Genomic DNA, 25,741 nt, shown 5'->3' with positions numbered 1-25,741 from the left:
TGGCGAGCAGCCCTCTGCTTAATTTTGCAGCAGCCAGCAGGCATGGTTCCACCAATTATCGGGGGTCACTTGTAGCGCCGCCTTCCAGGCGGCCACCGCTGCGCCCTGGCGAGCGTTTGCCCTCCAGGCCAGCGGACCAGCAGGCCAACGCTGGCCGCCAAGATGGCGGCGCTACAAGTAACACGCCTCGCTTGCCAACACCTCAAATTTGGTAGAACCGCAGGCATCAGCCCGCTTGACGCTCAGCCAGCGATCTGTTACGATGCGCGCAAGGCAGCCAGGAACCACGAAGAAAGCGAAGAGAAGAAAGCATGGTCACGCTCTTGCTTCGCGTGCTTTCACACAGCACCGCCATCCAACCGCTGCTGGATATTCCAACCACGCGAGGCAGTATCCAAAGTGTGTTTCCGCGCGCGGCAAATCTCTTATTTGGTGGCCGCTTGCTGACATTGCACGCGCGCGAGACGCCCTGTGCCCCAAATGGGCTGGTGCTGCCCCTGCGCGCCGGACAGGGGCCGCTGGCCGATCTCCAAACCGGCATGGCCGTCATCATCGAGCGCGGCGCTATTCATATCCCTACGCCCAGCCTGCGCCTGAGTACCCAGAACAGCCAGCCCTGGAACCCACACCCTTCCCTTGAACCAGCGACTTGTCCGCCAGCGCGCTTAAAGCGCAACCTGGCTCATCTGACCACCCTGGTGGCAGAAAAAGCGCCCGGGGATGGGCTGGCGGCGCTGGTAGACCTGCCTGTTCCTGCTGCGGCTCGCGCCTCTTTGCCTGATGCCGCTGCGGCAGCGGACGGATCTTTTTTGTTACACACCGCCCGACCAGCCACAGAGCGTTTGTTGGAAGGAGCGATTCGACAGCAAATCCAGCTCGTGCGCCAGAGCGCCAGTACGCTCATTGGCCTGGGGCCTGGGCTGACACCATCTGGGGATGACCTGCTCATCGGGTTCATGGCCGCCACAATCTTACTCAGCGAACCGCTCGCACTCAGCAGCGAGTTTTATCAGCGCCTGCACGCGGAACTGCTGACCATCGCCCGCGGACGCACCAACAAGCTAAGCATTACCTGGATGGAATATGCGCAAAAGGGTGAGGTTGCCGAACATCTCGGGCGACTCTTCCAGGCGCTCGTCAGCGATGACTTACAGCTTCTGGAAGAAGGCGCAATGGCCGTACTCCAAAGTGGGGCAACGTCCGGCGCAGATCTATTGACTGGCATGATCCTGGGCAGTCGCTGTCTGCTAGAGCAGCGCAGGCTACAGCAAGCGAGAGGGTAAAAGCCATGACGTTCACGGTGAATGATGCCTTGAAAGTTGGCCCGCTTCGATTTGCCCGCGTGCTGGCAGGGGGTGATGGACTGAGCCATCCACTCTCCTATGTCAACGTCATGGAAGTGCCAGACATCCTCAAATGGGTCAAACGCGATGAGCTGCTTTTAACCACTCTCTATCCAATGCGCGATATGACCATTTCACCCGGCGAATTAGTACGCGAACTCTCTCAGCGTAACCTCGCGGGGATTGCCGTCAAAATCGGGCGCTATGTGGATGCCGTACCCGATGAAATGGTTGAGGCCGCCGAACGCGAACACCTACCCCTGCTTGAGCTTCAAGCGGATGTCTCCTTTAACGACATCATCAATTCCTTACTGGCTGAGATCCTCAATGCCCAGGCCAATCGCCTGCGCCATTCCCAGGATGTCCACCAGCGCTTCACCGACATTGTGCTGGCGGGCGGCGGCCTGGGGGAAATTGCTGAAAATCTAAGCGCGCTGGTCCAAAACCCGATCCTTATCGTCGGCCCCGAGCGCCGGATACTGGCGTCAGCCGAAAACACTGAGAGCACTGGTCTGCTGACACAGCTTATCAGTAAACAGGGCGACCATCAACAGCTTGCGGCCAGCGAATTGAATGAGAGCCTCAAAAGCTCAAAAGCGGCAACGACGACCAGACGCATGCTCCATGTTGGCAGCGAAACCTTTACCTGTGCTGTGCGGCCCATTCGGGTGGGCGCCGCCCTTTATGGCTCAATTATTGCTGTGCTGAGTAATCAGGAGCTGAATGATGGCATGGTTATGGCTATCGATCACGCTGCAACCGTCGCTGCAATAGACATCATGAAACAGCAAGCCATTCTCAATGTCGAGCGGCGCTTTCAAGCCGATTTCCTCGACGACCTGCTCTCCGGGCGCATCCAGTCAAGCGAGGCTATCTCAGCAAGGGCCAGCGCGCTGGCCTGGAACCTTGACCGACCAGCGCTGGTCATCGTCATTGCCTTTCACCGCGCGGGCCAGGATCCGGCCCAACGCTGGCGCAATCATGGCTCTTTCCGGCGTGATGGCATCCGAATTGTCGATCTGGCGCGCGCGGCGCTTTCGAAGCTTGATCGTGGGGTCATCCTCTGGGAACGTTCGGATAGCCTGGTTGCTTTGCTGACTGAACCCTGTGCGCACCATACTCAGCCGACGCTTGTACGCCAGGCCAGCATGCAGTTTGCCGGGCAAATCAACGAGGAATTACACATGGCCGGAGGCGAGGGTTGCTCCACGATTGGCGTAGGCCGCGCCTACAGCGATCCGCTCAAGCTGCATCTCAGCTATGAAGAGGCCCGTCAGGCGTTGGTCATTGGAGCCAAGGTTTGGGGCAGCGGCGCGGTCACACACTTTGAGGATTTGGGGGTCTATCGCATTCTGCACCACCACCCCGATAAAGGCGAATTGGATAGTTTTGCTGAAGAGGTTCTGGGCAAACTCATCGAATATGACCGCAAGCGCAATACTGATCTGGTCGAGACATTGGATGTGCTGATGGATTGCAATCTCAATATCTCTGTCGCAGCGCGCCGCCTCTATCTACATTACAACAGCCTGCGCTATCGTCTCCAAAAGATTGAAGAACTGATCGGCCCCTTCGTTGATGACGCCCATCAACGCTTCAACCTCCAATTCGCCCTGCGCATCCGCAAGGCCAGGCAACTGTAACTCAGGCTGGCAAAGAGTACGCAAATCGTTGAGCAGCTTTCGTCACAATTACCAGTGGACACGTGTTTATGATGCTGCTATGAATAGAAACTGACTAACTTCTTGCTGTTTTCCAGAAAGCAAACATACTGGCAGTCAAACAGCAAGCGAGTGCTGGCTAAACGAGTGCTGGCTATAGGATAGTCACCACTCGTCATGCCCCTGACATAGCACAGCAGCCAACGCCACCCCTGTAACCCTTAATCGAGGCTACAATGGTTATACGAATACTCGTCCGGCGAAACTTCTATTGTGATTCTGTCGCCCTGATGACCCTCTCGCGCTCCCTGGCAGCCCTCGCAGGCGTAGAAGACGCAGCGGCGGTCATGTCTACCCAGATGAACCAGACACTGCTCAAACAAGCGGGGCTGCTGACGGTTGACAACGCCGGAGAAGAGATCGGCGGGCCAAACGATCTGCTGGTTCTTGTGCGCGCCGAATCCGAAGAAGCCGCCGATACAGCACTGCAAGTGGCCGAAAGCGGTTTGCAAGCCAGACGCAGCAACCAGACCGACACGCAAGCGCAGCAGCGGCCAGTATCGCTGGAGCAAGCTGTGCAGCGCCAGCCATCGCTGAACCTGGCTTGCATCTCTGTGCCGGGGGCATACGCCGCCATCCAAGCGCGCCAGGCGCTGCTGGCCGGTCTCCACGTCTTTCTCTTCAGCGATAACGTCAGTCTGGAGCAAGAGATCGCGCTGAAAACGCTGGCAGCCGAGCGTGGGCTGCTCATGATGGGTCCAGATTGCGGCACAGCCATTATCAACGGCGTCGGGCTGGGGTTTGCTAATGTCGTGCCACGCGGCCCCATTGGCATCGTCAGCGCCTCCGGCACTGGTCTTCAGCAGGTAAGCTGTCTGATCGCTGAATATGGGCTGGGTATCTCCCAGGCTCTCGGAACCGGGGGACGCGACCTCTCGCAGACAGTAGGCGGCAGGGCTATGCTGGCTGGCCTCGACCTCCTACAGAGAGACCCCCATACGAATGTGATCGTCTTGCTCTCGAAGCCGCCCGCGCCAGAGATCGCCCGGCGCGTCATTGCCAGCGCCGCCCAGATCGCCAAACCAACCGTGATTGCGTTCCTGGGCGCTACCCCCGGCGATTCGGAAGCGCAGCCCTCTGCCCATCTACACTTTGCCAGTACGCTCAGCGATGCCGCGCGAATGGCTGTGCAATTAGCTGGTGGGCAAGCGCCGCGTCCGGGTGACGCTCTGCCCGACGACGCCCGCCGCGCGATTCAGAACGCGAGAGATGCTCTCAAGCCCGGCCAGCGCCATGTGCGTGGCATCTTCTCCGGGGGTACGCTCTGTGACGAGGCGATGGCACTGCTCAGCGCAAGCCTTGGCCCGATCTATTCCAATATTCCGCTGCGCCCGGAATGGCGTCTGGCCGACGCCAGAACAAGCCGGGAACATACTGCCATCGACTTTGGCAGCGACGAATTCACCGTAGGCCGTCCGCATCCTATGATCGATGCCGACTTACGGCTGCGGCGGCTGGCCCAGGAAGCGCAAGACCCGACAACGGCGGTTATCTTGCTCGACATCGTGCTGGGCTATGGCTCCCATGCTGACCCGTCCAGCGAGTTTGCCCCCGCCATCGAGCGCGCCAGGGCAGCCGCTGCTGAAGATGGGCGCTCGATCGCCTGTGTCGTCTCGCTCTGCGGGACCGAGCAAGACCCGCAAGGACTTGCTTATCAGCGCAGCTTGTTCAGCCAGGTCGGAGCACTCGTCTTCACCGAAAACGCCCTGGCCGCGCGCGTCGCCGCCGAGATCGTCAACAAGCGCATTGGAACGCAGGGCGAGTAACGCCAGTCAGCAGCGATACAGAGGAGCATCAATGGCTGAACCGAATCTCTTTAGCAGCGAGCTACAGGTGGTAAACGTCGGCCTCGATTTGTTTGCAGAGACACTGGCCGCGCAGGGGCTTGAGCCGATGCGCGTGGCATGGCAGCCTCCGGCTGAGGGCATGGGCCTGGAACTCTGGCAGACGCTGGCCGAAGCCCGCATCGAGGCCGCCAATGAGCGCGCCGTTCAGCGCATGCTGGCGGCGCGGCCTATCCTGGTTGATGTGCGCCCCGCAAGCGAAGTTCTGCCGGGCATGAGCCGCCAGACCATCCTTCACGCCGGCCCGCCGATCACCTGGGAACGCATGTGTGGCCCGCTGCGTGGAGCGATCATTGGCGCGCTCCTGTACGAAGAGTTGGCCCACACCGAGCAAGAAGCGCTGGCGCTGATCGAGCGGGGCGAGATTGCGTTTTCGCCCTGCCATCATCACCAGGCCGTTGGGCCGATGGCAGGCGTCATCTCGGCTTCCATGCCGGTCTACGTACTCGAAGATCAGGTACATGGAACCAACGCCTTCTCCACCCTCAACGAAGGGCTGGGCAAGGTGCTGCGCTATGGAGCCAACGATCAGGAGGTTCTTGATCGGCTGCGCTGGATGCGCGATGTCCTGGGGCCAGCACTGAGCCGCGCCATTCGCGCAGCAGGTGGCTTAGATGTCAAGCAGCACACCGCTCAGGCGCTTCAGATGGGCGATGAGTGCCATAATCGCAACCGCGCCGCCAGTTCCATCCTCATCCGCACATTGGCCCCGTTTCTGGTCGAGACCAGCCAATCGCCACAGGAAACCGCCAGCGTTCTGCGCTTCATGGGCGAAAACCAGCACTTCTACCTCAACATATCAATGGCCTGCTGCAAAGCTTCCGCCGATGCCGCAGCCGCCGAACCATTCAGCAGCCTGGTCACAACTATGGCCCGCAACGGCTCCGACTTTGGCATCAGAGTCAGCGGACTAGGGGAGCGATGGTACACTGGCCCGGCGCAGCAGGTGCGCGGCCTCTATTTTACCGGCTTCAACGAGGCCGACGCCAACCCCGACATCGGCGATAGCACCATTTCCGAGACTGTCGGGATCGGCGCGTTTGTCATGGCCGCCGCGCCCGCCATTGCGCAGTTTGTCGGCGGCGCGCCCGCCGACGCGGCGCGCTATACGCTGGAAATGTACGACATCACCCTGGCCGAAGACAGCAGCATGGCGATTCCGGCGCTCGATTTTCGCGGCGCGCCCGCTGGCATCGATCTACGCAAGGTCGTGCTGCTGAACCGCCCGCCTATTATCAACACTGGCATTGCCCACCGCCTGCCAGGCATCGGCCAGATAGGCGCGGGGATCGTCGAACCACCGATGACATGCTTCACCCAGGCCCTGGCAGACCTGGCAGCAGTAATACAGCAACCGCCTTCAGCGGGAGAAGCCGGGCGCTAGTCTTCCTCTGGCAGAAGAGGCGCAGCAGGTGAGGTCGAAGGTGAAAACGCGCTGCCATCAGATTGCTGAGCAGACATCGAAACGCTGCGCGCCTGAAGGTTGTGCAGGTGGGTGATAAGATTATGAGCGCCCGCCGCAGCATCAAAGGGTACCTGCTGACTTAGTTCGGGATCGGCAGCCACAGCCTCAAACTGGCTAATGATGCGGCGGATGGTCGCCAGATCAGTGATACGCTGGCGTACCACCGCGTCATACGTTTCGGCAAGAGCCTGCGCCGAAAGCAGCGTCATCGCCTCAAGGGGCGTGCCCCCTGAGAGGGCAGCCGCCCCGGCAGGCGGCGGCGCGGCTATCGAGCCAGGGGGATATATTGGTGGGCCAGGCGGACCAGTCAGGCCAGCAGGAGCCGCCGGATACGAGGGTGCGCCAACCACTGGCGCGCCCGGCATTGCGCTCAGGCTATCCTGCCCCGCGTTTTGAGGTACGGCAGGCAGAGCAGTCGTCGGATGCGACGACGCTGGATGTCCAGCCGCGTGCGCTGCGCCTGGCAGATGGGAGCCTTCTAACGTATGCACCCTGACCGCGTGTACCGCAACTCCCCGATCAGCAACCTGCTCTCGCATGGCATCGGTGAGTCGTTCATTGATTCGCTCCAGCGGCGAAGCAGGCTGATCGTCATCGCTCTCATCAACAGCATAGGCTCCCGACGCGGGGTGAGCGCCGCCAGGGTGTCGAAAATCATCAATGGAGAGGCCGCTGACTACATCCTGCACCACAGATTGTAGCTGCTGCTGGATGGGCCTTTGCCATTCTTTGGTCGTGCGAATCGCCAGATGCTCCTCCCCAGGAACCACCTGATAGGTCATCGCCACACTCATCGTCACCTGCTCACCCGAAAACAACGTGATTGGTGGGATACGTGTCTCATAGCGTATTCTTTGTGTCTCGACTACTCCCAATGCCTTTTCGCCAGGCGCGCGCAAGTTGAAGCCCGGCTGCAAGGTACGGTTATGTCTCCCAAAGAGTCCCATCACCGCCACCGTCCCCTCTTTCACCGGGTAGTAGCGTTCCCGCAGCGCCACGACCCCCAGCGAGAGCAGCAGAATACTCAGGATCAACGCGAAGATCGGGAGAAAGAGCGCAAAAAATGCTGCGGCCAGAAAGACGAGGAAGCCACCAACGACACCAACAGCCCAGAACGCATCATTCGGCGCATAGAGCAGGATCGCCGATTGAAGCACCCCGATAGCGGCGAAAATGAAGAGCATGGCTCCCGCTTGCCGGGAGTGAATAACCAGGATCAGGAGGAAAAAAGCCACGACCAGCAGCAGCGGAATGAGCCAGCAAGAATGCCTTCGAAAGCTCCGCCAGCCTGGTAAGAACACAGGGCTTGCAGCGGCCTGCCGCGATGGACCCGCGACAAGCTGCTGATCTTGAGGCGCCGCAAAAGGTGTAGTATGCCTGCGCACTGGGGCAGCCGGAACCGTCGGCGGCAGAGAAGCCATCGGTTGGAGCCTGTTGGACAGGGGGTACGTCTTCTCCGTCTCAATCCCAGGAGAATCAGCAGCGCGCGGCGTCGGCCAGGGCGGGATGGGAGACAGTGGAAGGCCCAGACGGCTATCAAACGCTGGCGGCATGTCCTCTTCTTGAAGAGGATACTCTCCCGGATTTTGGGCGAGGCGTCGCTGGCGCTCTAGCATACGCAAACGGCGCAACTCCTGGGAAGTGACCTGCGAGGAGTCATCTTCCCCATCCTCATCCTCCTCAGGGAGGAGGTCTTCGTCGGAATCACCCAGCATAGGTACTCCTGGCTGCTTGCGCCTTCCCAGACCTGCATGACCAGCCCGCTTCAGGCTAAAAACTGGCGAACCTCCACACGGGAGAGGCGATGACTAGCCGCTATTCCTCGTTGATGACCATCCTTACTGTCAATTGAGCCTATCGCTCCCTCTCGCAGAAGCTGGGCCACTCCTCTCGCCTGCGCCGTCGGCGCGTTTTGTTTTACAACAATTCCCTCCTCCGACATCACAACTTACCCCACCAGAGCGCTTCGGCGCTTCCAGCGCATTCACCGGAACCTGCACCGTCGCTCCACTTTCCAGCATCACTTCTGCCGTTTGTTTGAGAGCGTTGATACCAACGACCTTCCCCAGACCGCTGGGCGTATTGATATACGCGCCTATCGAGGGCAGGCCCTGCTTGGCCTCAATATACTGGTCGTTCTCATACGCCAGGCAGCACATCAGCCGACCACATACCCCTGAGATTTTGGAAGGGTTGAGTGGCAGCCCCTGCTCTTTCGCCATCTTGATCGAGACCACCCCGAACTCGGTCAGCCACGAGCTACAGCAGAGCGTTTTGCCACAGGGGCCAACACCACCCAACAATTTAGCCTGGTCGCGCGCGCCAATCTGGCGCAGTTCAATGCGCGTCCGAAACTGCGCGGCCAGGTCACGCACCAACGCCCGGAAATCCACGCGCTCCTCAGCCGTGAAATAGAAGGTGAGACGGCTGCCATCGTAGGTGTATTCAGCCTCCACCAGTTTCATCGGCAGCTTGTGAAAATCCACGCGCTGGGCGCAGCGCACTAAGGCGTTTTTTTCTTTACTCTTAAAAGCCAGCAACTGCCGCAGATCGTCCTCGGTCGCCTGCCTTAAGATCGGCTTGAGGGGATCGGTCAGCTCGGCCTCCACCACCTGCTTTGGAGCAATAACCACGCGCCCCGCTTCAATGCCGCGCGCGGTCTCGACAATCACGAAATGGCCCTTCTCCAGGTCTTTACCGGCAGGGTCAAAGTAATAGATGCGGCCAGCAGGGCGGAAACGAACCCCAACAACATGCGCCATATCTGCCGCTCCTCAGGAGTCGGAAATCTCGCTGGCCAGCAAGATCGCCTCCGCTACTTCCCGCATTGACTTGCGGTTATTCATGCTCAGCTTCTGAATCCGGCGGAACGCTTCCTGCTCGGTCAGCCCGTATTTTTGCATCAACAGACCCTTGGCACGCTCAATCACCTTGCGCGTGGCAAGCTGATCTTGCAGGTCTTTCGCCTGCTTCTCTATCGCGCGAAACTCCGAGAAACGCGCCAGCGCAATTTCGATGGCGGGCCGGATGTCGCTTTGCCGCCAGGGCTTCACAATATAATTGACGACCCCGGCGCCTTTAGCGCGATCAATCAGTTCCTCGTCGTTATAGGCCGTCACCAGCACCACCGGCGCGATCTTCTCACGAGTCAGCGTCTCCGCAGCCGTAATGCCGTCAAGTTCAGGCATACGAATATCCATCACGACCAGATCAGGCCGCAATTCTCGCGCCAGATTCACGGCGCTGACGCCATCAACCGCCTCGCCAACCACCAGATAGCCCTGGCGCGTCAATTCCTCTTTTAAGTCAATACGAATGATTGGCTCGTCATCCGCGATAATAATGCGTGTCGGCATCATCGTTACCTCAACAGTCCATCAAAGGAGCACAAGTCGGCGCTCTGAGAGGCCAGCATCACTTGAGCATCAATAAAGCTGTGAAAAGTCCATTCAAGAGGAGTATAACACACCAGACAGATGATAGATGGTCTATCCTACATTGGCGGACTGAGGAGCCTGCCTCCAATCAAGAACAGCATATTTCGTGGCCGCCAACTCTTCAGCCAGACCGCGCTCGCTCTCGGTTAGAGGCAGCGGCTCGAAGGGTACGCCAAGCGCCGCGCTGAAGCCGCGCGCAAAGGCATCGCGTACCGCTTCCCACGTGGCCCTGGGAGCAAAGGCGAGCACGCTGGCCGTCGCTTCCTGGTAGCTTGCCAGGGCCATCTGCCGCGCTTCCTCCGTTGGATACTTAAGCAGCGAGAAGAGCAGCGGCCCACGTCCCTCCAGAGGGATCGTACCCTGCTGTAACACGCTGTTCTCCTTCCAGACCTGCGCGCTGCCCACCAGTTTACGCCCATTGCTCGTCAGATCAGCCTGCGTCGAGAAAGAGAAGCAGGCGGCTGTTTGCTGCTTGCTAACCCGGTTGGTACTCACTTCCGAATAAATGCCGAACTCCTCCAGCGCAGCAATAATGCCCTGCGCCAGCCAGCTATAGGCGGCAACCACGCCGCTGGGCGTCCCATAGGGTGTGGAGGTGATCACGCTGTAGGTAAACTCGTCAACATGCAAGACCGCCCGCCCGCCCGTTGGGCGACGCACCAGATCGATCCCGCGCGCCGCGCACTCCTCCGTCAGAATCTCGCGTTCCACGTCCTGGAAGCGGCCCAGCGAGATCGCCGGGCGTTCCCAGCTAAAGGCGCGCAGAGTCGGGGGAGTTTCGCCGCGCAGATGAAACGTCAGAATCGCCTCATCAATCGCCATATTCAACGCCGCACTGCTGGCGCCAGTATCAAGGAAGCGGTAGGGAGAAAATATCGGCATAAGAGCCTCTTTCGGAAATACGGAAATAGGAAACCACCAGAGATCGCATCAAGCGCCAACCGCATGTATATGCCTTCAGGGTAAACGGAGCGCTCCGCTTTGTCAAGGAAACGAGGCCCGCACGTTCTAGCAAAAATGAGGTGGTGGCAAGCGAGGCATGGTACTTGTAGCGCCGCCTTCCAGGCGGCCAACGCTTCGCCAGGGCGAGCGTTTGCCCTGCGGGCCAACACACCAGCAGGCCAGCGTTGAGCCGCCAGGAGGGACGCGCGAGCGACCAACGGGAGCGAGAGGACGGGGCAACAGCAGCGGCCCGCGACCGAGCGCAGCGAGGGAGAATGCGGGAACCAGGTTCCCGCAAGGGCCGCTCCCCAAAGGGGGAGGCAAGCGGCCCTTCCCGAAGGGGGGCGGCGCTACAAGTGGCAACCCCCGATAGGTGGTGGAACGAGGCCCGCACGTCCAATGAAGGGCACGGGTGAAGGGCAGAGATGCACATAGCACGGTATCACCTGTGCTACAATGAGCGCGCTATAAGAGCATACCTATCGAACGCAGACCAGATTCTCCCTTTCTCAAGAACCAGGCGGATCGAGGCAAATACAAATATGGGCCAGTTTGAGAAACACGTCTTTATCTGCACGTCTGGCAAGTGGTGTCCCACCAAAGACGGAGATTCGCTGGCGGTGCATGGCTATCTCAAGAAGCGCGTAGCCGAGGCCGGGCTGGCCGGGCAGGTGCGCATCAACCATTCCGGCTGCCTGGATCAGTGTGGCAACGGGCCAATGATGGTCATCTATCCAGAAAACGTCTGGTATTGGGGCGTCACCCTCGAAGACGCCAGGGAGATTTTCGAGGCGCATCTGCTGGGCGGCAAACCTGTCGAGCGCCTGATCTATCGCCCGGCAAAAACAGGCAAGAATAAGTTACCGCGCGACGAACGCGACAAACCCATCGGGCGGCCAGAGCGCCAGCCCATTTGAGCATGACACGAGGTGATCGCTCTATGAAGGTTTTTATCTCCACCGACTTTGAGGGCGTGGCGGGCATCGTTGATTGGGACCAGATTCTGGCAAATGGGCGCGACTATGAGATGGGCCGACGGCTGCTCATTGACGAAACCAACGCGGTGATTGACGGAGCGGCAGAGGCCGGGGCCAATGAATTTGTCGTCAACGACTCACATTCTTTTATGCGCAACATCCCCCCGGCTGAACTGCATGGGCGCGCCAGCTACATTGCAGGCAAGCATAAGCCGCTCTACATGATGGAGGGTCTGGATAGCTCCTTTGATGCCGTCTTCTTTGTTGGCTATCATGGCTCCATTGGCGCCAGCCAGGCTATTTTAAGCCACAGCTACAATCCGCGCGCCATCTGGGAGGTGAAGATCAACGGGCGCATTGTGGGCGAAACCGCGCTCAACGCCCTGGTAGCCGCGCATTACGGCGTGCCTATCGTCCTGGTCACAGGCGATCAGGTGACGGCCAGGGAGGCCCGCGAGACGCTGCCCGATGTAGAGTGCGTGGTCGTCAAAGAATCCATCACGCGCTACGCCGCCGCCAACCTGCATCCGCAGGTGGCCTGCGAGCGGCTCTATGAAGGGGCCAGGCGCACCATCCAGGGGCTGATAACCCACAAGCCTCCAGTTTTTGATCTACCGACGCGCATAGAAGTCACCTTCCTGACAGCCGATATGGCCGAATCAGCCACCTGGCTGCGCGGCATCGAGCCGGTGGCCGACCAATCGCGCACCGTCGCATTCGAGGAGACAGACACGCTGGCGCTCTTTCGCACCTTCGTTACCATGATTCAGTTGACGCGCGCTCTGGTCGAGTAACAGAAAAGCCGCTGGTAGCGCGCTGCCAGGGACGACGCTACCGGCGGCCTTGTTTGCCCAGGTCCATCCTGGCAATAAGGCAGGCCAGTGTGCTATGCTTTGGTCAGGAGGAACTTGCGAACGTATGCGGGAACGCTTGCCACGCCAGAGCCAATCAGCCAAAGATGATAGCATTATACGCTTCAACCCTCCCCAGACGCGCACCATCACCATTCAAGGGCTGGTCATCGTCGCGGCAACGGTGGTCAGCGGCCTGCGCGTTGTAGCTGTGGGCATATCTGTCTGGTGGCTGATCCCTCTCTCGCTGGCGCTGTATATCCTGATGCTGTGCATTGATGTCTCGGTGGAAGTCACCTCGACAGAGATTGCCGTGTGGCCCTGGCTGGGGCAGTTGGTGCATCTCCCCTGGCAGCATCGCTATCCCATCTGGGCGCTGGTGGATATTCAACGGCTGCGCTATGGTAGCCTGCGCCTCATTTTTATCGCGGGAGGGCGCGAGCGCCGCATCATTCTCTGGAGCCTGGGCTTTCCGCCACGCAACATCCCAGCCTTGCTGCGAACTATTCAGATCAATCGGACCCCACACTAACGGCAAAGCGTGCGAACAGAGTTGCGCTTCCTGGCGCTTCCTGCTATAATGGACCCAGCAGCCAGATCAGCAGCGCCAGACAGAAGCCATTCTGCCAGTGCAGCCCTGGGACATCCGCCGCGCAAACGCGCCGATCATGTGGTATCATGCCGGGAAGGCCCGCAGCAGCACAGAAAGAGCAGAGAGCGCAGAGCGTATCACTACAGCGTATCACTACAACGGCGCTCGTATTCAGTCAGAAGGACTTGCTACTCCCAACTGGCCCAACCTATGGTTGATCAACCATGTGGATAGCGCATCATCGGCCCTCGTGCTGAGCAGCATGAGATGGCACAGAAGGGCCAGCCCAAAGAACCTTTCGCTTTAGAGGGGCATCCACATTCCCTTATCAGCGCGCCGAAACCGACAAACACTCATACTTCGCATCATCCCGTAAGGAGAGCCTGCCTGTGGGACGTAACTGGACCAGCGCGGAGATTCGCGCAACTTTTTTGGATTATTTTGCCAGCAACGGGCATCTGAAAGTACCCAGTTCATCGCTCATCCCGCGCAACGACCCTACCGTCTTGCTGACCACAGCGGGCATGCAGCAGATGATCCCTTATTTTCTAGGACGCGAGACAGCGCCCGCTGTGCGCCTGACCTCAGCGCAAAAATGCTTTCGCACCACCGACATTGACAAAGTAGGCAACGAACGCTCGCTCACGTTCTTCGAGATGCTGGGCAACTTTTCGGTGGGGGATTATTTCAAGCGCGAGGCCATAGGCTTTGCCTGGGAACTGCTCACCAAAGTCTACGGGCTGCCGCCTGAGCGCCTCTATCTGACGGTCCACCCCGATGATGACGTCGCCCCGCTCTACTGGCATGAGGTCGCGGGCTATCCCGACGAAGCCATCACCCGGCTCGAAGATAACTGGTGGGGGCCGCCGGGAGCCTCTGGCCCCTGTGGCCCGGATTCTGAGATCTATTATGATCGAGGGCCAGAACATGGCTGCGGCAGAGCCGATTGCCGTCCGGGCTGCGAATGCGAGCGATTTCTGGAAATCTGGAACCTCGTCTTTATGCAGTTCTATCAGGATGCAGAAGGCGCCCGCACGCCCCTTGCCCGGCAAAACATAGACACCGGCCTGGGTCTGGAACGCCTCTCGATGGTCCTTCAGGGCAAAGAATCGGTCTTTGATACCGACCTCTTTCGGGCCATCATTGATCGCTTCGCCGAACTGATCGGCGCCAGCTATGGCCGCAATTCTAATGTGGATACGTCACTGCGCGTCATCGCCGATCACGGGCGGGCGCTTGTCTTCCTGGCGGCAGATGGCGTGCTGCCCAGCAATGAAGGGCGCGGCTACATCTTTCGCCGGATTCTGCGCCGGGCTGTGCGACACGGCAAACTGCTGGGCCTGGATAACCCTTTCCTGGCCGAAGCAGCCGATACCGTCATCAATCTGATGGCGGGCCACTACACCGAACTCGCCCAGCGCCGCGACCAGATTGTAGAAATCCTCAGTCACGAGGAGCGCAAGTTCGGCCAGACACTGAGCCTGGGGTTGCAACTCCTCAACGAAGTACTTGATGACTTGCAAAAGCGGGGCGAGCAGGTTGTTCCCGGTGAAGCGGCCTTCAAGCTCTATGACACTCACGGCTTCCCGCTGGAACTTACCCAGGAAGTAGCGGCGGAACGAGGCATGCTCGTAGACATCATCGGTTTTGAAGGCGCGATGCAGCGTCAGCAGGAACGTAGTAAACAACCAGAAGTCTTTGCGCGGGAGCGCGAGGAGGAGACATGGGGGCAACTGGCGGAGAGGGTTCCACCGACGGAGTTCACCGGCTACGGCGGAACAATGGGGGCGAGTCGGATCGTAGCAATGATAGCCGAAAACACCCTTCAGGACACGATCAGCGCGCCGCAGATCGCGGCAGTGGCTCTGGATCAGACGCCATTTTACGCGGAAAGCGGCGGGCAGATCGGCGACCGGGGAACGCTGAGCAGCCCGACGGGAATCTTCGAGGTGCTGGACACGCGGCGGCCAGTCCCCAATCTGATCGTCCATTACGGGCGGATGATCGAGGGACACCTGCGCGTGGGCAGCGAGGCGCGGGCCGAGGTGAACGTCTTGCGGCGGGAGGACACGATACGCAACCACAGCGCAACACACCTGCTGCACCGCGCGCTCAAAGAGGTTCTGGGAGAGCAGGTCCAGCAAAAGGGCAGCCTCGTGGAACCGGAGCGCCTGAGATTCGATTTCAACCACCCACGCGCCCTGACCGTCGTGGAGGTTCGGCGGATCGAGCGGCTGGTGAACGAGTGGATTCGCAACGACTATCACGTCGAAACCGCGATTCTGCCCCTTCAGGAAGCCCTGACAACCGGGGCCATGCACCTGTTCGGGGAAAAGTATGGGGATCAGGTGCGCGTCGTAACGATGGGCCGCAGCAAAGAACTGTGCGGGGGGACTCACTGCCACGCTACGGGACAGATCGGCATCTACGTGACGACCCAGGAGACCAGCATCGCGGCAGGGATTCGGCGTATCGAGGCGCTGACCGGGCGCGCGGCGGAGGAGCATCTGATCGGCAGAACTCAGACATTGGACGCCCTGGCCGCAAAGCTCCAAACCAGCCCGGACGCTCTGGAGACGCGCCTGGAGCAAGTCGTTCAGGATTTGGCCGCAGCGCGCAGACGCCTGGCTCAACTGGACCGCGAGGCAGCCAGGGAGGAGGCCAATCAATTGGCTTCGGCGCCAAAAATGGTCTCCGGCATCCCAGTGGTAGCGGCTCACGTCTCGGCTTCGGACGACAAGACCCTGCGCGAAATGGGGGATCAGATTCGCTCCCGGCTGGGTTCGGGCCTGGTAGTGCTGGCCGCAACACTGGAGAATCGCGTGGCGTTTATCGTGGCCGTCACTCCCGATCTGACCAAAAGGGGGCTGAACGCGGGCAAAATCGCGGCAGTGGTGGGCGAGCGCCTGGGCGGCAAGGGCGGGGGTCGCCCGGATTCGGCCCAGGGCGGCGGCAAGGACAGTGAGCAACTGCCACAAGCCCTCCAGGCCGTAACGCAGATCGTCCAGGACAGCCTGGGGCTTCCCGACTACACACCTGAGTCCTGACCAATGGAACAGGTCATTTTCCTCCACGCCGACGAAGATAACGAGGATGCGCTGAGTCAGATTCAGCAGAGCCTGGCCCAGCGCCTGATCCTGGTCGCGCCCATTCAGATGGACCGGCTGCGCCTGAGCCTGCTGCTGCGGCTAGCCCGGCGTCAGGTTATCGCTCAGGCCAGACAGCTTTACCTCATCAGCGAAGATCGCCTGGCGCAGATGCTTGCGACCAGGCTGGGATACAGGGTAGCGTCTACCCTCGATGAATATCGTGGCCTGACGCCACATCCCAGTTCCTCCTTCAGAAAATACCCTCGCCAGGCAGCGCCGATACTTCCTCTTGCCGGGTCACGCCCACCCACGCCACCCCCAGCCTGGCCGAGGACGCTTCCATCAGAAGCTGCGCTGGTCGACCCTTCAGAGCCGCCACCTCCCCCGCAGAGGAAGAAGCCCAGCGCCAACCTGGAAAAGATGCTGGAGGATGGCTATCTCCCCAACCCGGCGGCAATCCCTGACCTGGACGAAGAGGAAGAGCGCGCCGAGCGCGAGGAGCCAGAGCGCCTGCGCTATGAAATTGCCGACGAGAACCATCCCTCCCAGGCGCAGCAGGAAGCAGAACAGCATGAAGAGCAGATCATCGCCAGGATTCTCAGAACGAGCCGCCTTGGGGCGGCCCCTCCCGCGCCACCTGCGCCTGAGAGCCAGACCGACCAGAGCCAGGGCAGCCCTCCACCAACTCAAACAGCAAACGATGCGACACAGGAGGAAGACCCGCCACCAGAGCCGCCCGCAACAGATAGCGGGACCAGCGGCTCATCAGCGAGCCAACCCGCGAAACCTCCCGCCCATCCAGCAGATCAAGCCTCGGCTGCTCCCCATCCTCCAGAAAAGGAGACGCCTGGCGCTGAACCGCGCAGAGAGGGCCAGGACAATGGCTTGCCCTCTCTGCGCACTATTGATGAACTGCTCCTCGAACGTGGCAGAAGAACCGTTTTTGATTGGTTCGAGCGTCAGGCCGCCGCAGCCACCGCAGCGATCTCTAGCAGGGCTAACTCGGTTGGCACAGCACGATCTGCCGCTGAAACGCCGGCCAGAACAAGTATTGGCGCAGAAGCACCCGCTCCAGCAACCCTGTGGGTAAAACCAGCAGGCGCTGGGGGACAACTTCGCCAGCCTTGGCGGCTCGCCCAGGCACTCAGACCCTCTCACTCAGGCAGCCGCTTGCAGCTTCGCCCACCAGGAGTTCTCGCCTGGCGGCGCATCGGCGTTATCAGCGTACTGGCGCTCTCGCTCCTGATGCTGGGCGCAGGCTCCGCCCTCATCCCATCAGCCGAGGTACGTTATCACGAGGAAATCACCCCCTACAGCGAGATTCTCGTGCTTGGCGCTCGGCCCGGTGTGGCAGATCAGCCTGCGGGCGCACAACATCTCGCATCGGCAGCGCCCGCCGAGATCGCGCGCTTTGACGGCGTATTGACAGCGCAAGTCCCTGCCACCGGACTCCGAAATCTGCCCGACACCCCTGACCACCCGATCTTCTACCCGACACAGGCAGATATTGACGAAGCGACCAGCCAGTTGCAGGCGCAGTTGCAACAATGGGGAGAGACCACACTCCGCGCCCAACAAGAGCCAGGGGATATTCTAGGGCCAGCGTTCTCAGAGACTGAGACGCTGGTCTTTCCACCAGCAGGCACAAACCTGCCTGCTGGCGTCTCTCACTTCCAGGTGGCTCTGGCGCTGCATCTACACGCCACCCTGCTACATCATCAGGCATTACTGCAAGCGGTACAGAATCGGCTGCGCCAGGATGTGAGCCAGAGGAAACCAGGATTTGCGCCACTGCCTGGGCAGGCTCCGAAAATGACCATCCTGAGCGTTGGGCCAGCCGGACCAGGAGATGCGCAGCTTGAACTGCTGGTGCGCGTGCAAGCCAGGGCGATGATTGGCCCGGCCCTCACCCCGGAACAGGCGCGCTCGGCCATTTCAGGTCTGGCGATGTCTGCGGCTGAAGCGTACCTGAACGGCCAGCCAGGTATTACCCATGTCTCGATCAGCGTACAGCCCAAATGGCTCAACCGCTTGCCAATTTTCTCAGCAAGGATTACAATCAACCTCGAAAGCTAGGGGGGACACATGCGACTCATTGGGCTTGATGTAGGCGAAGCGCGGATCGGAGTTGCTGTCAGCGACCCCACAGGCGTCCTGGCATCTGCGCGCGTGGTCCTGGCCCGACGGCCAGAGGATGCGGCCCTGCTGGCGCTTCAGCGGCTGGTGGAAGAAGAAGAGGCCGAGGCAATCATCGTTGGCTTACCGCGTAGCCTCAGCGGTGAACTTCATAGCCAGGCAGTGCTGGTTCAGGAATTCGCCGAGCGGCTTCGCCAGCAGGTAGCGGTCCCCATCCATTTCTGGGACGAGCGACTTTCGACTGTGACAGCCGAGCGCGAAATGCGCGCCTCTGGAACCAGGCGCGATAAACGCAGGGCCATGATCGACGCGGTGGCCGCCGCCATTATTCTACAAAGCTATCTCGACGCCTCTCGCAGACAGGCGCAGGGCAACGTATCGAACGAACCAGGGATGGATGAATGAAGAGTAAGGTGATGCTGGCATGAAGAAACGACGGCAGCGGCTGATCGTGATCGTACTGCTCCTGATGCTGGCCTGTGGCGGCGCCTGTGGCTTTGGCGTCTGGACGATAGCTGTCAATCTTCTCCAATCGGCTGGCCCGCCAGACTCGCCAACAGTGACATTTATCATCCGCGAAGGCGAAACCACTGCTCAGATTGCTGACGAATTGCAGGCGAAAGGGCTGATCCGCAACGCGCTGGCTTTTCGCCTCTGGGCACGCTATCGGGGCCTGGATCAGCGGCTTCAGGCAGGTTCGTATCAACTTTCAGCCGCGATGACTATTCAAGAGATCGTTACCATACTACTGAGCGCCTCTCCAGATGCCATCTGGGTCACGATCCCTGAAGGCTACCGGATTATTCAGATCGCCCAGCGTCTAGCCACCACAGAAGAACTCGTCAATTTCAAGTCAGATGAGTTTATCCAGATTGCCCAGACAGGCAGCTACACTGACGACAAGGGCAAAAGGGTTTCGCTGGCCGCGCAATACTGGTTCTTGAAACATTCCCCCCAGGGCGAAACAGGCCGCGCGCCGAACAGCATCAAATGCACAGCAACGTGTGATGGAGTGCTGGAAGGCTTTCTCTTCCCTTCTACCTATCTGGTAACATTGGACGCCCACGCTTCAGATGTCATCAAGCAGATGCTCAACCTCTTTGGTGAACAGATCTGCCCTGGGCCGACCAATCAGCCGGATACCTATCTGGCGGATGAGCAGCAATGCCAGGCTCACGGGGCCATTTTTGACACAGCCAACCAGCAGACGATTTTTGACTTGCTCCAAAAGGACTACGGCAATACCGACAGCAAAAACATGGCAGATAAGCTCTATCACGCGCTCACCCTCGGCTCCATCGTCGAGCGCGAATCGCGCACCCACGCTGACCGCCAGGGCATCGCCTCCGTATACTACAAACGCTATCGGATCAGCACTGGCGAACTCACTCCCCCGGAAGCCGGGCTAAGTCTTCTGCAAGCTGATCCCACGTTGCAGTACTGGCTGGGTACTACTGATACCCCCTGGCCGCAGTTACAGCAGGGCGGAAGCCAATATCCAACCAATCCCTATGACACTTATAAGATCGAGGGATTGACACCAGGCCCGATTTGTAGCCCTGGCCTCGATGCATTCACCCAGGCCATCCATCCCCCCGACACAACCTACTACTATTTCATTACGGGCAGTGATGGCAAGACGCACTACGCCAGCAACTACCAGGAGCAGCAGCAGAATATCAACCAATTCGGCCAGCCCTGATAGCGTCTGGCTGCTGCGCACAAACCCGAACGACTCTGGCGCATCATTTCCAGGTGAATCCACCTGAATTATTGGGAGAAGAGAGATACACGTATGGACTGGATCAAAGCGCTCGTTCTTGCCGCGCTGCAAGGCGTCACCGAACTGTTTCCAGTAAGCAGCCTGGGCCACACAGTCGTTCTTCCCGGCGCGCTGAGGTGGGGTGACCTGCTCGACAGCGATACGTTTCTGCCTTTGATCGTAATGCTCCACCTGGGTACAGCCGCCGCGCTCCTGCTCTTCTTCCGGCGCGATTGGCTGGCCTTGATTCGCGCCTTTATCCGCACGGTTGCCAAAGGCAAAATTGGCGAAGATCCCAACGAGCGCCTCTCCTGGCTTATCGTCATCGGGACCGTTCCGGCAGGCTTGATCGGCCTGATCTTTGAGAAACCGTTGGCATCGTTGTTTTCTATCCCTGAACTGGCCGCCGTATTCCTGATTATCAACGGCTCTATCCTCTTTCTAGGCGAACTCCTGCGCAGGCGCGCCGAGCCAAAAGCCTTTGATCGCCAGAAGCAGGAGATGATCTTCCACGACCTGGACCAGTTGACCTGGAAAGGCGCCTTATTTATTGGGGCGATGCAAGCCCTGGCCCTGATCCCAGGGATCTCGCGCTCCGGCGTCACGATGGTTGCCGGACTCTCACACGGCTTAAACCACAAAGCCGCCGCGCGCTTTGCATTCCTGCTTGCCACCCCGCTTATTCTGGCGGCAGGCGTGCTGGAAGTCCCCAAACTCTTCGCTGATACGCAACTGCTGCTCATTGCCGTCGTCGGTGGCGTCATTGCCGGAACAGCGGCTTATCTCAGCACGCGCTTTTTGATGCGCTATTTTGAGCTTGGTCGCTTAGACCCTTTTGCCTTCTATTGTTGGGGGGCTGGCTTGCTGGCGCTGACCCTCTTTTTCTGGAGGGGCTAGCCAGCGGATTGAGATCATACCTATACCTAAGAGTACATGGCACTGGCTAAAGAAAGGGGGCTGTCGTATGCGTAGTCTTGGCATGTTTGTCATCGTCGTCCTGATCGCCGTCGCCTGCGCAGGCATCGGGGTCTATTATCTCATCCCAGGGATCCCGCATATCCTCATCTTTAGCATCAGCGGCAACCCCAATAGCTACCACTTGAAACATGCGCTGGTCTTCTTTGGCCTGGCAGTGCTGGCGCTGCTGGGTGTGCGCTATGTGCAGCCGCGCCCCGCAGAGAAAATGAGAACCAGGCCGCTCACAGGGGCCGAGTCGAAACAAGGGAAGAACCGGGCGGAGACAGACAATACATGATGATAAACGGTCCACGTGAAACTGCCCAGCCTTTGGAGGCGGATGACTACCAATATCTGCTGAACGAGTGTGATCGCTTGCAGCGCCAGAACGAGTTGCAGCGTGAGCAGATGCGCGCGCTGCTCGTCTTGCAGACAATCTCCAACGCCTTGAACGCCGAATTAGACCTACCCCGGCTGCTGCGTCAGGTTACAGAGGCCGCGCTGAGCCTGGTGGTTTGTTCAGCCAGCGCGCTGCTCACCTTGGACCCCACCACCGAATTGCTGGCTGTAGAAGCACTGGTGCGCACCAGCGCGAGCAAGCCTGGGCCAGCCAGCGGAACATCTTTGCTCGCCTCATTTGCCGCGGGGCCACATGCCTTGCTGGCTGCGAGAGTGAACGGCCATCAACCAGCGGATAGCGGCGCAGGCGCCAGCAATCAGCCGCAAGTGCGCAAAACGCTGGTCCTGGGTCAAGGCATCGCCGGGTGGGTCGCAGGCAATGCCGCCCCGGTCATCGTCAATCAGGTCGGAGCAGACTCCCGTTTCTCGCCAGAGCAGAGCAGTGTAGATGCCGAGATGCTGGGCGTCCAGCCCATCGCTATTGCCTGTGTTCCCCTGGTCTTTAAGGGTCGGGTAATCGGTGTACTCGAAACAGCGCATACCTCCAGCCAGAGCGGGTTTGATGCCCGCGATCTCGACCTGCTGCGTACCCTGGCTGCCCAGGCAGCCACAGCCGTTGCGAACTCGCGCTTCTACCAGGGGCTGCGCGCCGAGCGCGATCAGATTATCAGCGTGCAGGAAGACCTCCGCAAACGCCTGGCCCGCGACTTGCATGACGGACCTGCCCAGGTGCTAGCTTCGATTGCCATGCGCCTCGATTTTGCGCGCAAGCTGCTCATCCACGAGCCAGAAAAAGTTGATGAGGAACTACGTGGAATCGGGGAGCAAGTCACACGGGTCACGCGCGATGTCCGCGATATGCTTTTTGATCTGCGTCCCTTAGTGCTGGAATCCGAAGGGCTGGCCGTTGCCCTGGAACGGTTTTTGGAGCGATTCAAGTCGCTGGGTGGTCCTAAAATGCACTTGCTTGGTGAATATCAACAGCGCCTGTCTCACCAGACCGAGGCAACGGTCTTCGCCATTACGCAAGAAGCGGTTAACAATGCCTTGAAACACAGCCGGGCGCGCAACTGTTGGATTGAGATACATGAGGAACCGCACGCCCTGCTCATCACGGTGCGCGACGATGGCGTCGGCTTTGACGTGCAGGCGATCAGACAAAACTATGCGCAGCGTGGAAGCTGGGGGCTGCTCAACATGCGTGAGCGCGCCGCCCTGGTGGATGGTATTCTCTCCTTTCAGTCTCAGCCAGGCGCGGGCGCGCTCATCTCGCTTACTGTCCCCAAATAAGGCGCGAACTCCATCACAAATAACCTGCTTTCAGCAGAGAAGAAATGAGATAAGACAATGAGCGATGGGCGTTATGGACTCGCCATTTCCCCGCAGAACACCATTTTTGTCTCCCTCTGTTTTGAAGGGCCAGATGTCTATTCCACCGCAGGCGGGCTGGGTACGCGCGTGACCGAACTCACCGAGACACTTGCCGAGCTTGGCTACACCACCCACCTGATCTTCGTGGGCGACCCAACCAAACCGGCCATAGAGGAGCGCAGCGGCGGCAAGCTGATTCTGAAGCGCTGGAGCCAATGGATCAGCAAATACTACCTGAGCGGCGTCTATGACGGGGAAGAAGCCAAAATCTATGATTACAGCGAGAGCGTCCCCCCGCATATCTATGCAGAAATCGTCGAACCTGCCGTCAGCCAGGGCAAGCTCGTCGTCATCATGGGCGAAGACTGGCACACCGCAGAGGTGATGAGCCGCATCTCCGATCTGCTCCACTGGCACAACTTGAGGCATCGCGTGCTGATGGTCTGGAACATCAACAGCCTGATGTCGCTGCACCGCATTAACTGGGGGCGCCTGAACTACAGCAGCACCATTCTTACCGTCAGTCGCTACATGAAACATCGGCTCTGGAGTTGGGGTGTGAATCCCCTGGTCGTACCCAACGGCATCCCGCGCCGCTTTCTGGAGCCAGTCGAAGAAAGCCAGTATCAGCAGCTGCGCCAGATCGCGCAGCAGGGCAACCCGGATCGGCTGGTTCTCTTCAAGATTGGCCGCTTCGATCCCGATAAGCGCTGGATGATGGCCGTTGAAGCCGTCGCGCGCCTGAAATATAGCGGCCAACCAGTCACCATGATTATGCGTGGTGGCATCGAGCCGCATGGCGGCGAGGTCTTAAACCACGCGCGCCATCTTGGGCTGGTGGTACGTGATGTGGGCGCCTCGCGCCCATCCCCTGAAGATTGCTTCATGCTGCTTGCTCAGAGCGGCGAAGCCGACATTTATAACTTGCGTTTTTTTGTGCCTGAAGAGTTTGTACGCGCCTGCTATCGCGGGGCCGATGCCGTTCTGGCAAACAGCGGACACGAGCCATTTGGACTGGTGGGACTGGAAGTCATGGCGGCTTGTGGTGTTGCCTTCACCGGCTCAACAGGCGAAGATTACGCTGTCTCTTTTGAGAACGCGATTGCGCTGGAAACCGACGACCCGGATGAGATCGTTGGCTATCTCCTCTATTTCCAGCAGCACCGCGACGAATTGGAGAAAATTCGCAACGCCGGGTATCAGACAGCCCGCGCATTTATTTGGGAAGAAGCTATTGAGAATCTGATAGGCAAACTAGGGTATCTGGCCCGCAAACAGAGCCTGGTGCTGGATTAGTTGGATAGATCGAGAGGAAACGCGGATGGCCCGCAATCTCGTGATTTATACGGTGGTGCATCAACCACGCCGGATTAAACTTCCTGCCCAGCCCATTCCGCAGGGCGCTTCAATTGAGGATATTACCCGCTGCCTGTTTGACGAAGCGATGAATGAGCGCTATTTCCGCAAAGTCGCTACGCAGTGCTATTACCCGGCAACCGAAAGTTTTCTTGGGCTGGTACGCCAGGGCCTTAAACTCAGTATCGGGTTCTCGCTCTCCTTTCTGCGGCAGGCGGAAGCCTGGGATCCGGCGCTGCTGGATCGCTTCAAGGCGCTGGTGGCTGAGCCAAATGTAGAACTGGTCGGCGTCGAACCCTACCACAGCTTCCTCTTTCTCTACGACCAGCCGCTCTTCATTCAGCGCATGCGCTGGATGCGCACAGAGATGGGGCATATTTTTGGCCGCAAGCCTCAGATCACTGATACCACCGAAATGTGTATGTCCCCCGTCCTCTATGACGCGCTCGATCAGGCTGGATTTACCGGAGGGTTGCTTGACGGACGACCCTGGGTGCTGGGCTGGCGTGAAGCGACCCATCTCTATCACTATTCAGGTAAGCTCAAGCTGCTGCCGCGCCATCTGGCGCTCAGCGATGACGTCGGCTATCGCTTTTCTAACCGCTCGTGGAATGGCTGGCCCCTGCTCGCCGAAACCTATGCCCATTGGCTGCGCGAAGCCTGGGGCGATTTTGTGCTGATCGGCTGGGACTACGAAACCTTTGGCGAGCATCATCGCTACGACAGTGGTATCTTTGAATTTCTGAGACGCCTGCCTGATGAACTTTCGCGGCGCGGCGCGCAAACGCGCACACCAGGCGAGATTATTGCTATGCACCGCGACGAATCGTTCTATCTGCCGCTGCCTGGCTGGCCCAGCACCTGGGCAGGCAGCGGCGGCATGGAGTTCTTTCTAGGGAACAGCGCGCAGCAGGCCATCTTCCAACTGATGCTCCAGACCCACGGGCTGGCAAAGCTCACCGAGAACCCCGAACTGCTTGATCTGGCGCTCTGGCTGGGGCAATCGGATAACCTGCATCTGATTCAGTGGTTTGGGCGCGGCGGCGCTGAAGCCGAGGTCTCCGCCTACTTCACACCGCGCGAATGGTGGGATCTGGGGCCGACGGGCATCATCCACGAGCAGCAGCAGGTCTATCTCAACTTTCTGCGCGCTATGGAACCCTTTCTCCCAGGTAGGACGCCAGCGCCCTCAAAGCAGTTGCTCTCCAAAAAACGCGAACTTCAACTGGCGGAGCCTGGAATTGAGACGCGCTATTGAACACTGAAACCTGAATGTCCTCATAAACGTGAAGAGAAGAAGAGGCGCTCTTCTCCAGAACCAGGTAAGCGAAGCCAGGGTTGCCTGAATGGCATAGATCGTGTGAGAATCGGTTGCTCACTCTGTTGCCATCTGTTGTCAGGTGGTGTCATTGCTTCCCCTTGCTTTTGGTCATTGCTGGTGATAGACTGCTTTCCGGGCGTGGTGGGGTTCCCCTCCAAAATCGCCGAGGGGGTAAAAC

General features: G+C 59.4%; 22 protein-coding genes. 18 read left to right on the top strand and 4 right to left on the bottom strand.

All coding sequences use genetic code 11. The features are described from left to right. The 5 genes from VH599_15035 to VH599_15015 form a co-directional block, all read left to right on the top strand. Positions 1-215 (top strand): hypothetical protein (locus tag VH599_15035; protein ID HEY7349628.1); only part of this gene is annotated, 215 nt, incomplete at its 5' end. Between the two features lie 96 nt (positions 216-311). Further along, positions 312-1,283 (top strand): DUF2877 domain-containing protein, encoded by a 972-nt coding sequence (locus VH599_15030; GenBank protein HEY7349627.1) that lies wholly within the window; start codon positions 312-314, stop codon positions 1,281-1,283. A gap of 5 nt (positions 1,284-1,288) precedes the next feature. Beyond that, positions 1,289-2,986 (top strand): PucR family transcriptional regulator ligand-binding domain-containing protein, encoded by a 1,698-nt coding sequence (locus VH599_15025; protein ID HEY7349626.1) that lies wholly within the window; start codon positions 1,289-1,291, stop codon positions 2,984-2,986. A gap of 254 nt (positions 2,987-3,240) precedes the next feature. Beyond that, positions 3,241-4,830: an acyl-CoA synthetase FdrA gene (gene fdrA / locus VH599_15020; GenBank protein ID HEY7349625.1), complete on the top strand. Its 1,590-nt coding sequence runs from the start codon at positions 3,241-3,243 to the stop codon at positions 4,828-4,830. Positions 4,831-4,861: 31 nt separating this feature from the next. Then, positions 4,862-6,292, top strand: a complete 1,431-nt coding sequence (locus tag VH599_15015; protein HEY7349624.1) for a DUF1116 domain-containing protein — start codon at positions 4,862-4,864, stop codon at positions 6,290-6,292. Here VH599_15015 and VH599_15010 read toward each other — a convergent pair. From VH599_15010 to VH599_14995, 4 genes are all read right to left on the bottom strand, one after another. Further along, positions 6,289-8,088: an SPFH domain-containing protein gene (locus VH599_15010; protein ID HEY7349623.1), complete on the bottom strand. Its 1,800-nt coding sequence runs from the start codon at positions 8,086-8,088 to the stop codon at positions 6,289-6,291. The two genes, VH599_15015 and VH599_15010, sit on opposite strands and share 4 nt — an antisense overlap. Positions 8,089-8,217: 129 nt before the next feature. Further along, positions 8,218-9,135 (bottom strand): stage 0 sporulation family protein, encoded by a 918-nt coding sequence (locus VH599_15005; protein HEY7349622.1) that lies wholly within the window; start codon positions 9,133-9,135, stop codon positions 8,218-8,220. 12 nt (positions 9,136-9,147) lie between these two features. After that, positions 9,148-9,732: a response regulator gene (locus VH599_15000; protein ID HEY7349621.1), complete on the bottom strand. Its 585-nt coding sequence runs from the start codon at positions 9,730-9,732 to the stop codon at positions 9,148-9,150. Positions 9,733-9,861: 129 nt separating this feature from the next. Then, positions 9,862-10,692 carry a biotin/lipoate A/B protein ligase family protein gene (locus tag VH599_14995; protein ID HEY7349620.1) on the bottom strand — a complete coding sequence of 277 codons (831 nt, stop codon included), beginning with the start codon at positions 10,690-10,692 and terminating at the stop codon, positions 9,862-9,864. Between the two features lie 157 nt (positions 10,693-10,849). On the opposite strand from VH599_14995, the gene VH599_14990 reads away from it, so the two are divergent. From VH599_14990 to VH599_14930, 13 genes are all read left to right on the top strand, one after another. Then, positions 10,850-11,125 (top strand): hypothetical protein, encoded by a 276-nt coding sequence (locus tag VH599_14990; GenBank protein HEY7349619.1) that lies wholly within the window; start codon positions 10,850-10,852, stop codon positions 11,123-11,125. A 169-nt stretch (positions 11,126-11,294) separates the two neighbouring features. Then, positions 11,295-11,669: a (2Fe-2S) ferredoxin domain-containing protein gene (locus VH599_14985; protein ID HEY7349618.1), complete on the top strand. Its 375-nt coding sequence runs from the start codon at positions 11,295-11,297 to the stop codon at positions 11,667-11,669. A 23-nt stretch (positions 11,670-11,692) separates the two neighbouring features. Continuing rightward, positions 11,693-12,523 (top strand): M55 family metallopeptidase, encoded by an 831-nt coding sequence (locus VH599_14980; protein ID HEY7349617.1) that lies wholly within the window; start codon positions 11,693-11,695, stop codon positions 12,521-12,523. Between the two features lie 124 nt (positions 12,524-12,647). Then, the gene (locus tag VH599_14975; GenBank protein ID HEY7349616.1) at positions 12,648-13,112 is read left to right on the top strand and encodes a hypothetical protein; all 465 of its coding nucleotides are present in this window, start codon (positions 12,648-12,650) and stop codon (positions 13,110-13,112) included. A gap of 449 nt (positions 13,113-13,561) precedes the next feature. Further along, complete coding sequence (alaS, locus tag VH599_14970) at positions 13,562-16,219, top strand: alanine--tRNA ligase (GenBank protein HEY7349615.1); 2,658 nt, start codon at positions 13,562-13,564, stop codon at positions 16,217-16,219. Positions 16,220-16,222: 3 nt separating this feature from the next. Then, complete coding sequence (locus VH599_14965; protein HEY7349614.1) at positions 16,223-18,337, top strand: hypothetical protein; 2,115 nt, start codon at positions 16,223-16,225, stop codon at positions 18,335-18,337. 9 nt (positions 18,338-18,346) lie between these two features. Continuing rightward, positions 18,347-18,802, top strand: coding sequence for a Holliday junction resolvase RuvX (ruvX, locus tag VH599_14960; protein HEY7349613.1), 456 nt, complete (start codon positions 18,347-18,349; stop codon positions 18,800-18,802). A 19-nt stretch (positions 18,803-18,821) separates the two neighbouring features. Then, positions 18,822-20,099 (top strand): endolytic transglycosylase MltG, encoded by a 1,278-nt coding sequence (locus VH599_14955; protein HEY7349612.1) that lies wholly within the window; start codon positions 18,822-18,824, stop codon positions 20,097-20,099. Positions 20,100-20,192: 93 nt separating this feature from the next. Then, positions 20,193-21,056 carry an undecaprenyl-diphosphate phosphatase gene (locus VH599_14950; GenBank protein ID HEY7349611.1) on the top strand — a complete coding sequence of 288 codons (864 nt, stop codon included), beginning with the start codon at positions 20,193-20,195 and terminating at the stop codon, positions 21,054-21,056. 67 nt (positions 21,057-21,123) lie between these two features. Continuing rightward, a complete protein-coding gene (locus tag VH599_14945) occupies positions 21,124-21,414 on the top strand; it encodes a hypothetical protein (protein HEY7349610.1) in 291 nt (96 codons plus the stop codon). Beyond that, positions 21,411-22,805, top strand: a complete 1,395-nt coding sequence (locus tag VH599_14940) for a GAF domain-containing sensor histidine kinase (protein HEY7349609.1) — start codon at positions 21,411-21,413, stop codon at positions 22,803-22,805. The genes VH599_14945 and VH599_14940 overlap by 4 nt, the downstream gene beginning before the upstream one ends. A 57-nt stretch (positions 22,806-22,862) precedes the next feature. Next, on the top strand, positions 22,863-24,182 hold the full coding sequence (locus VH599_14935; protein ID HEY7349608.1) for a glycosyltransferase: 1,320 nt from the start codon (positions 22,863-22,865) through the stop codon (positions 24,180-24,182). Between the two features lie 25 nt (positions 24,183-24,207). Further along, complete coding sequence (locus tag VH599_14930; GenBank protein HEY7349607.1) at positions 24,208-25,500, top strand: hypothetical protein; 1,293 nt, start codon at positions 24,208-24,210, stop codon at positions 25,498-25,500. Positions 25,501-25,741: the final 241 nt, after the last annotated feature.

Source organism: Ktedonobacterales bacterium (assembly GCA_036557285.1).
Classification (GTDB): Bacteria; Chloroflexota; Ktedonobacteria; order Ktedonobacterales; family DATBGS01; genus DATBHW01.
Note: the sequence above shows the minus strand (reverse complement) of the source record. Positions and strands in the feature narration are given on the sequence as shown.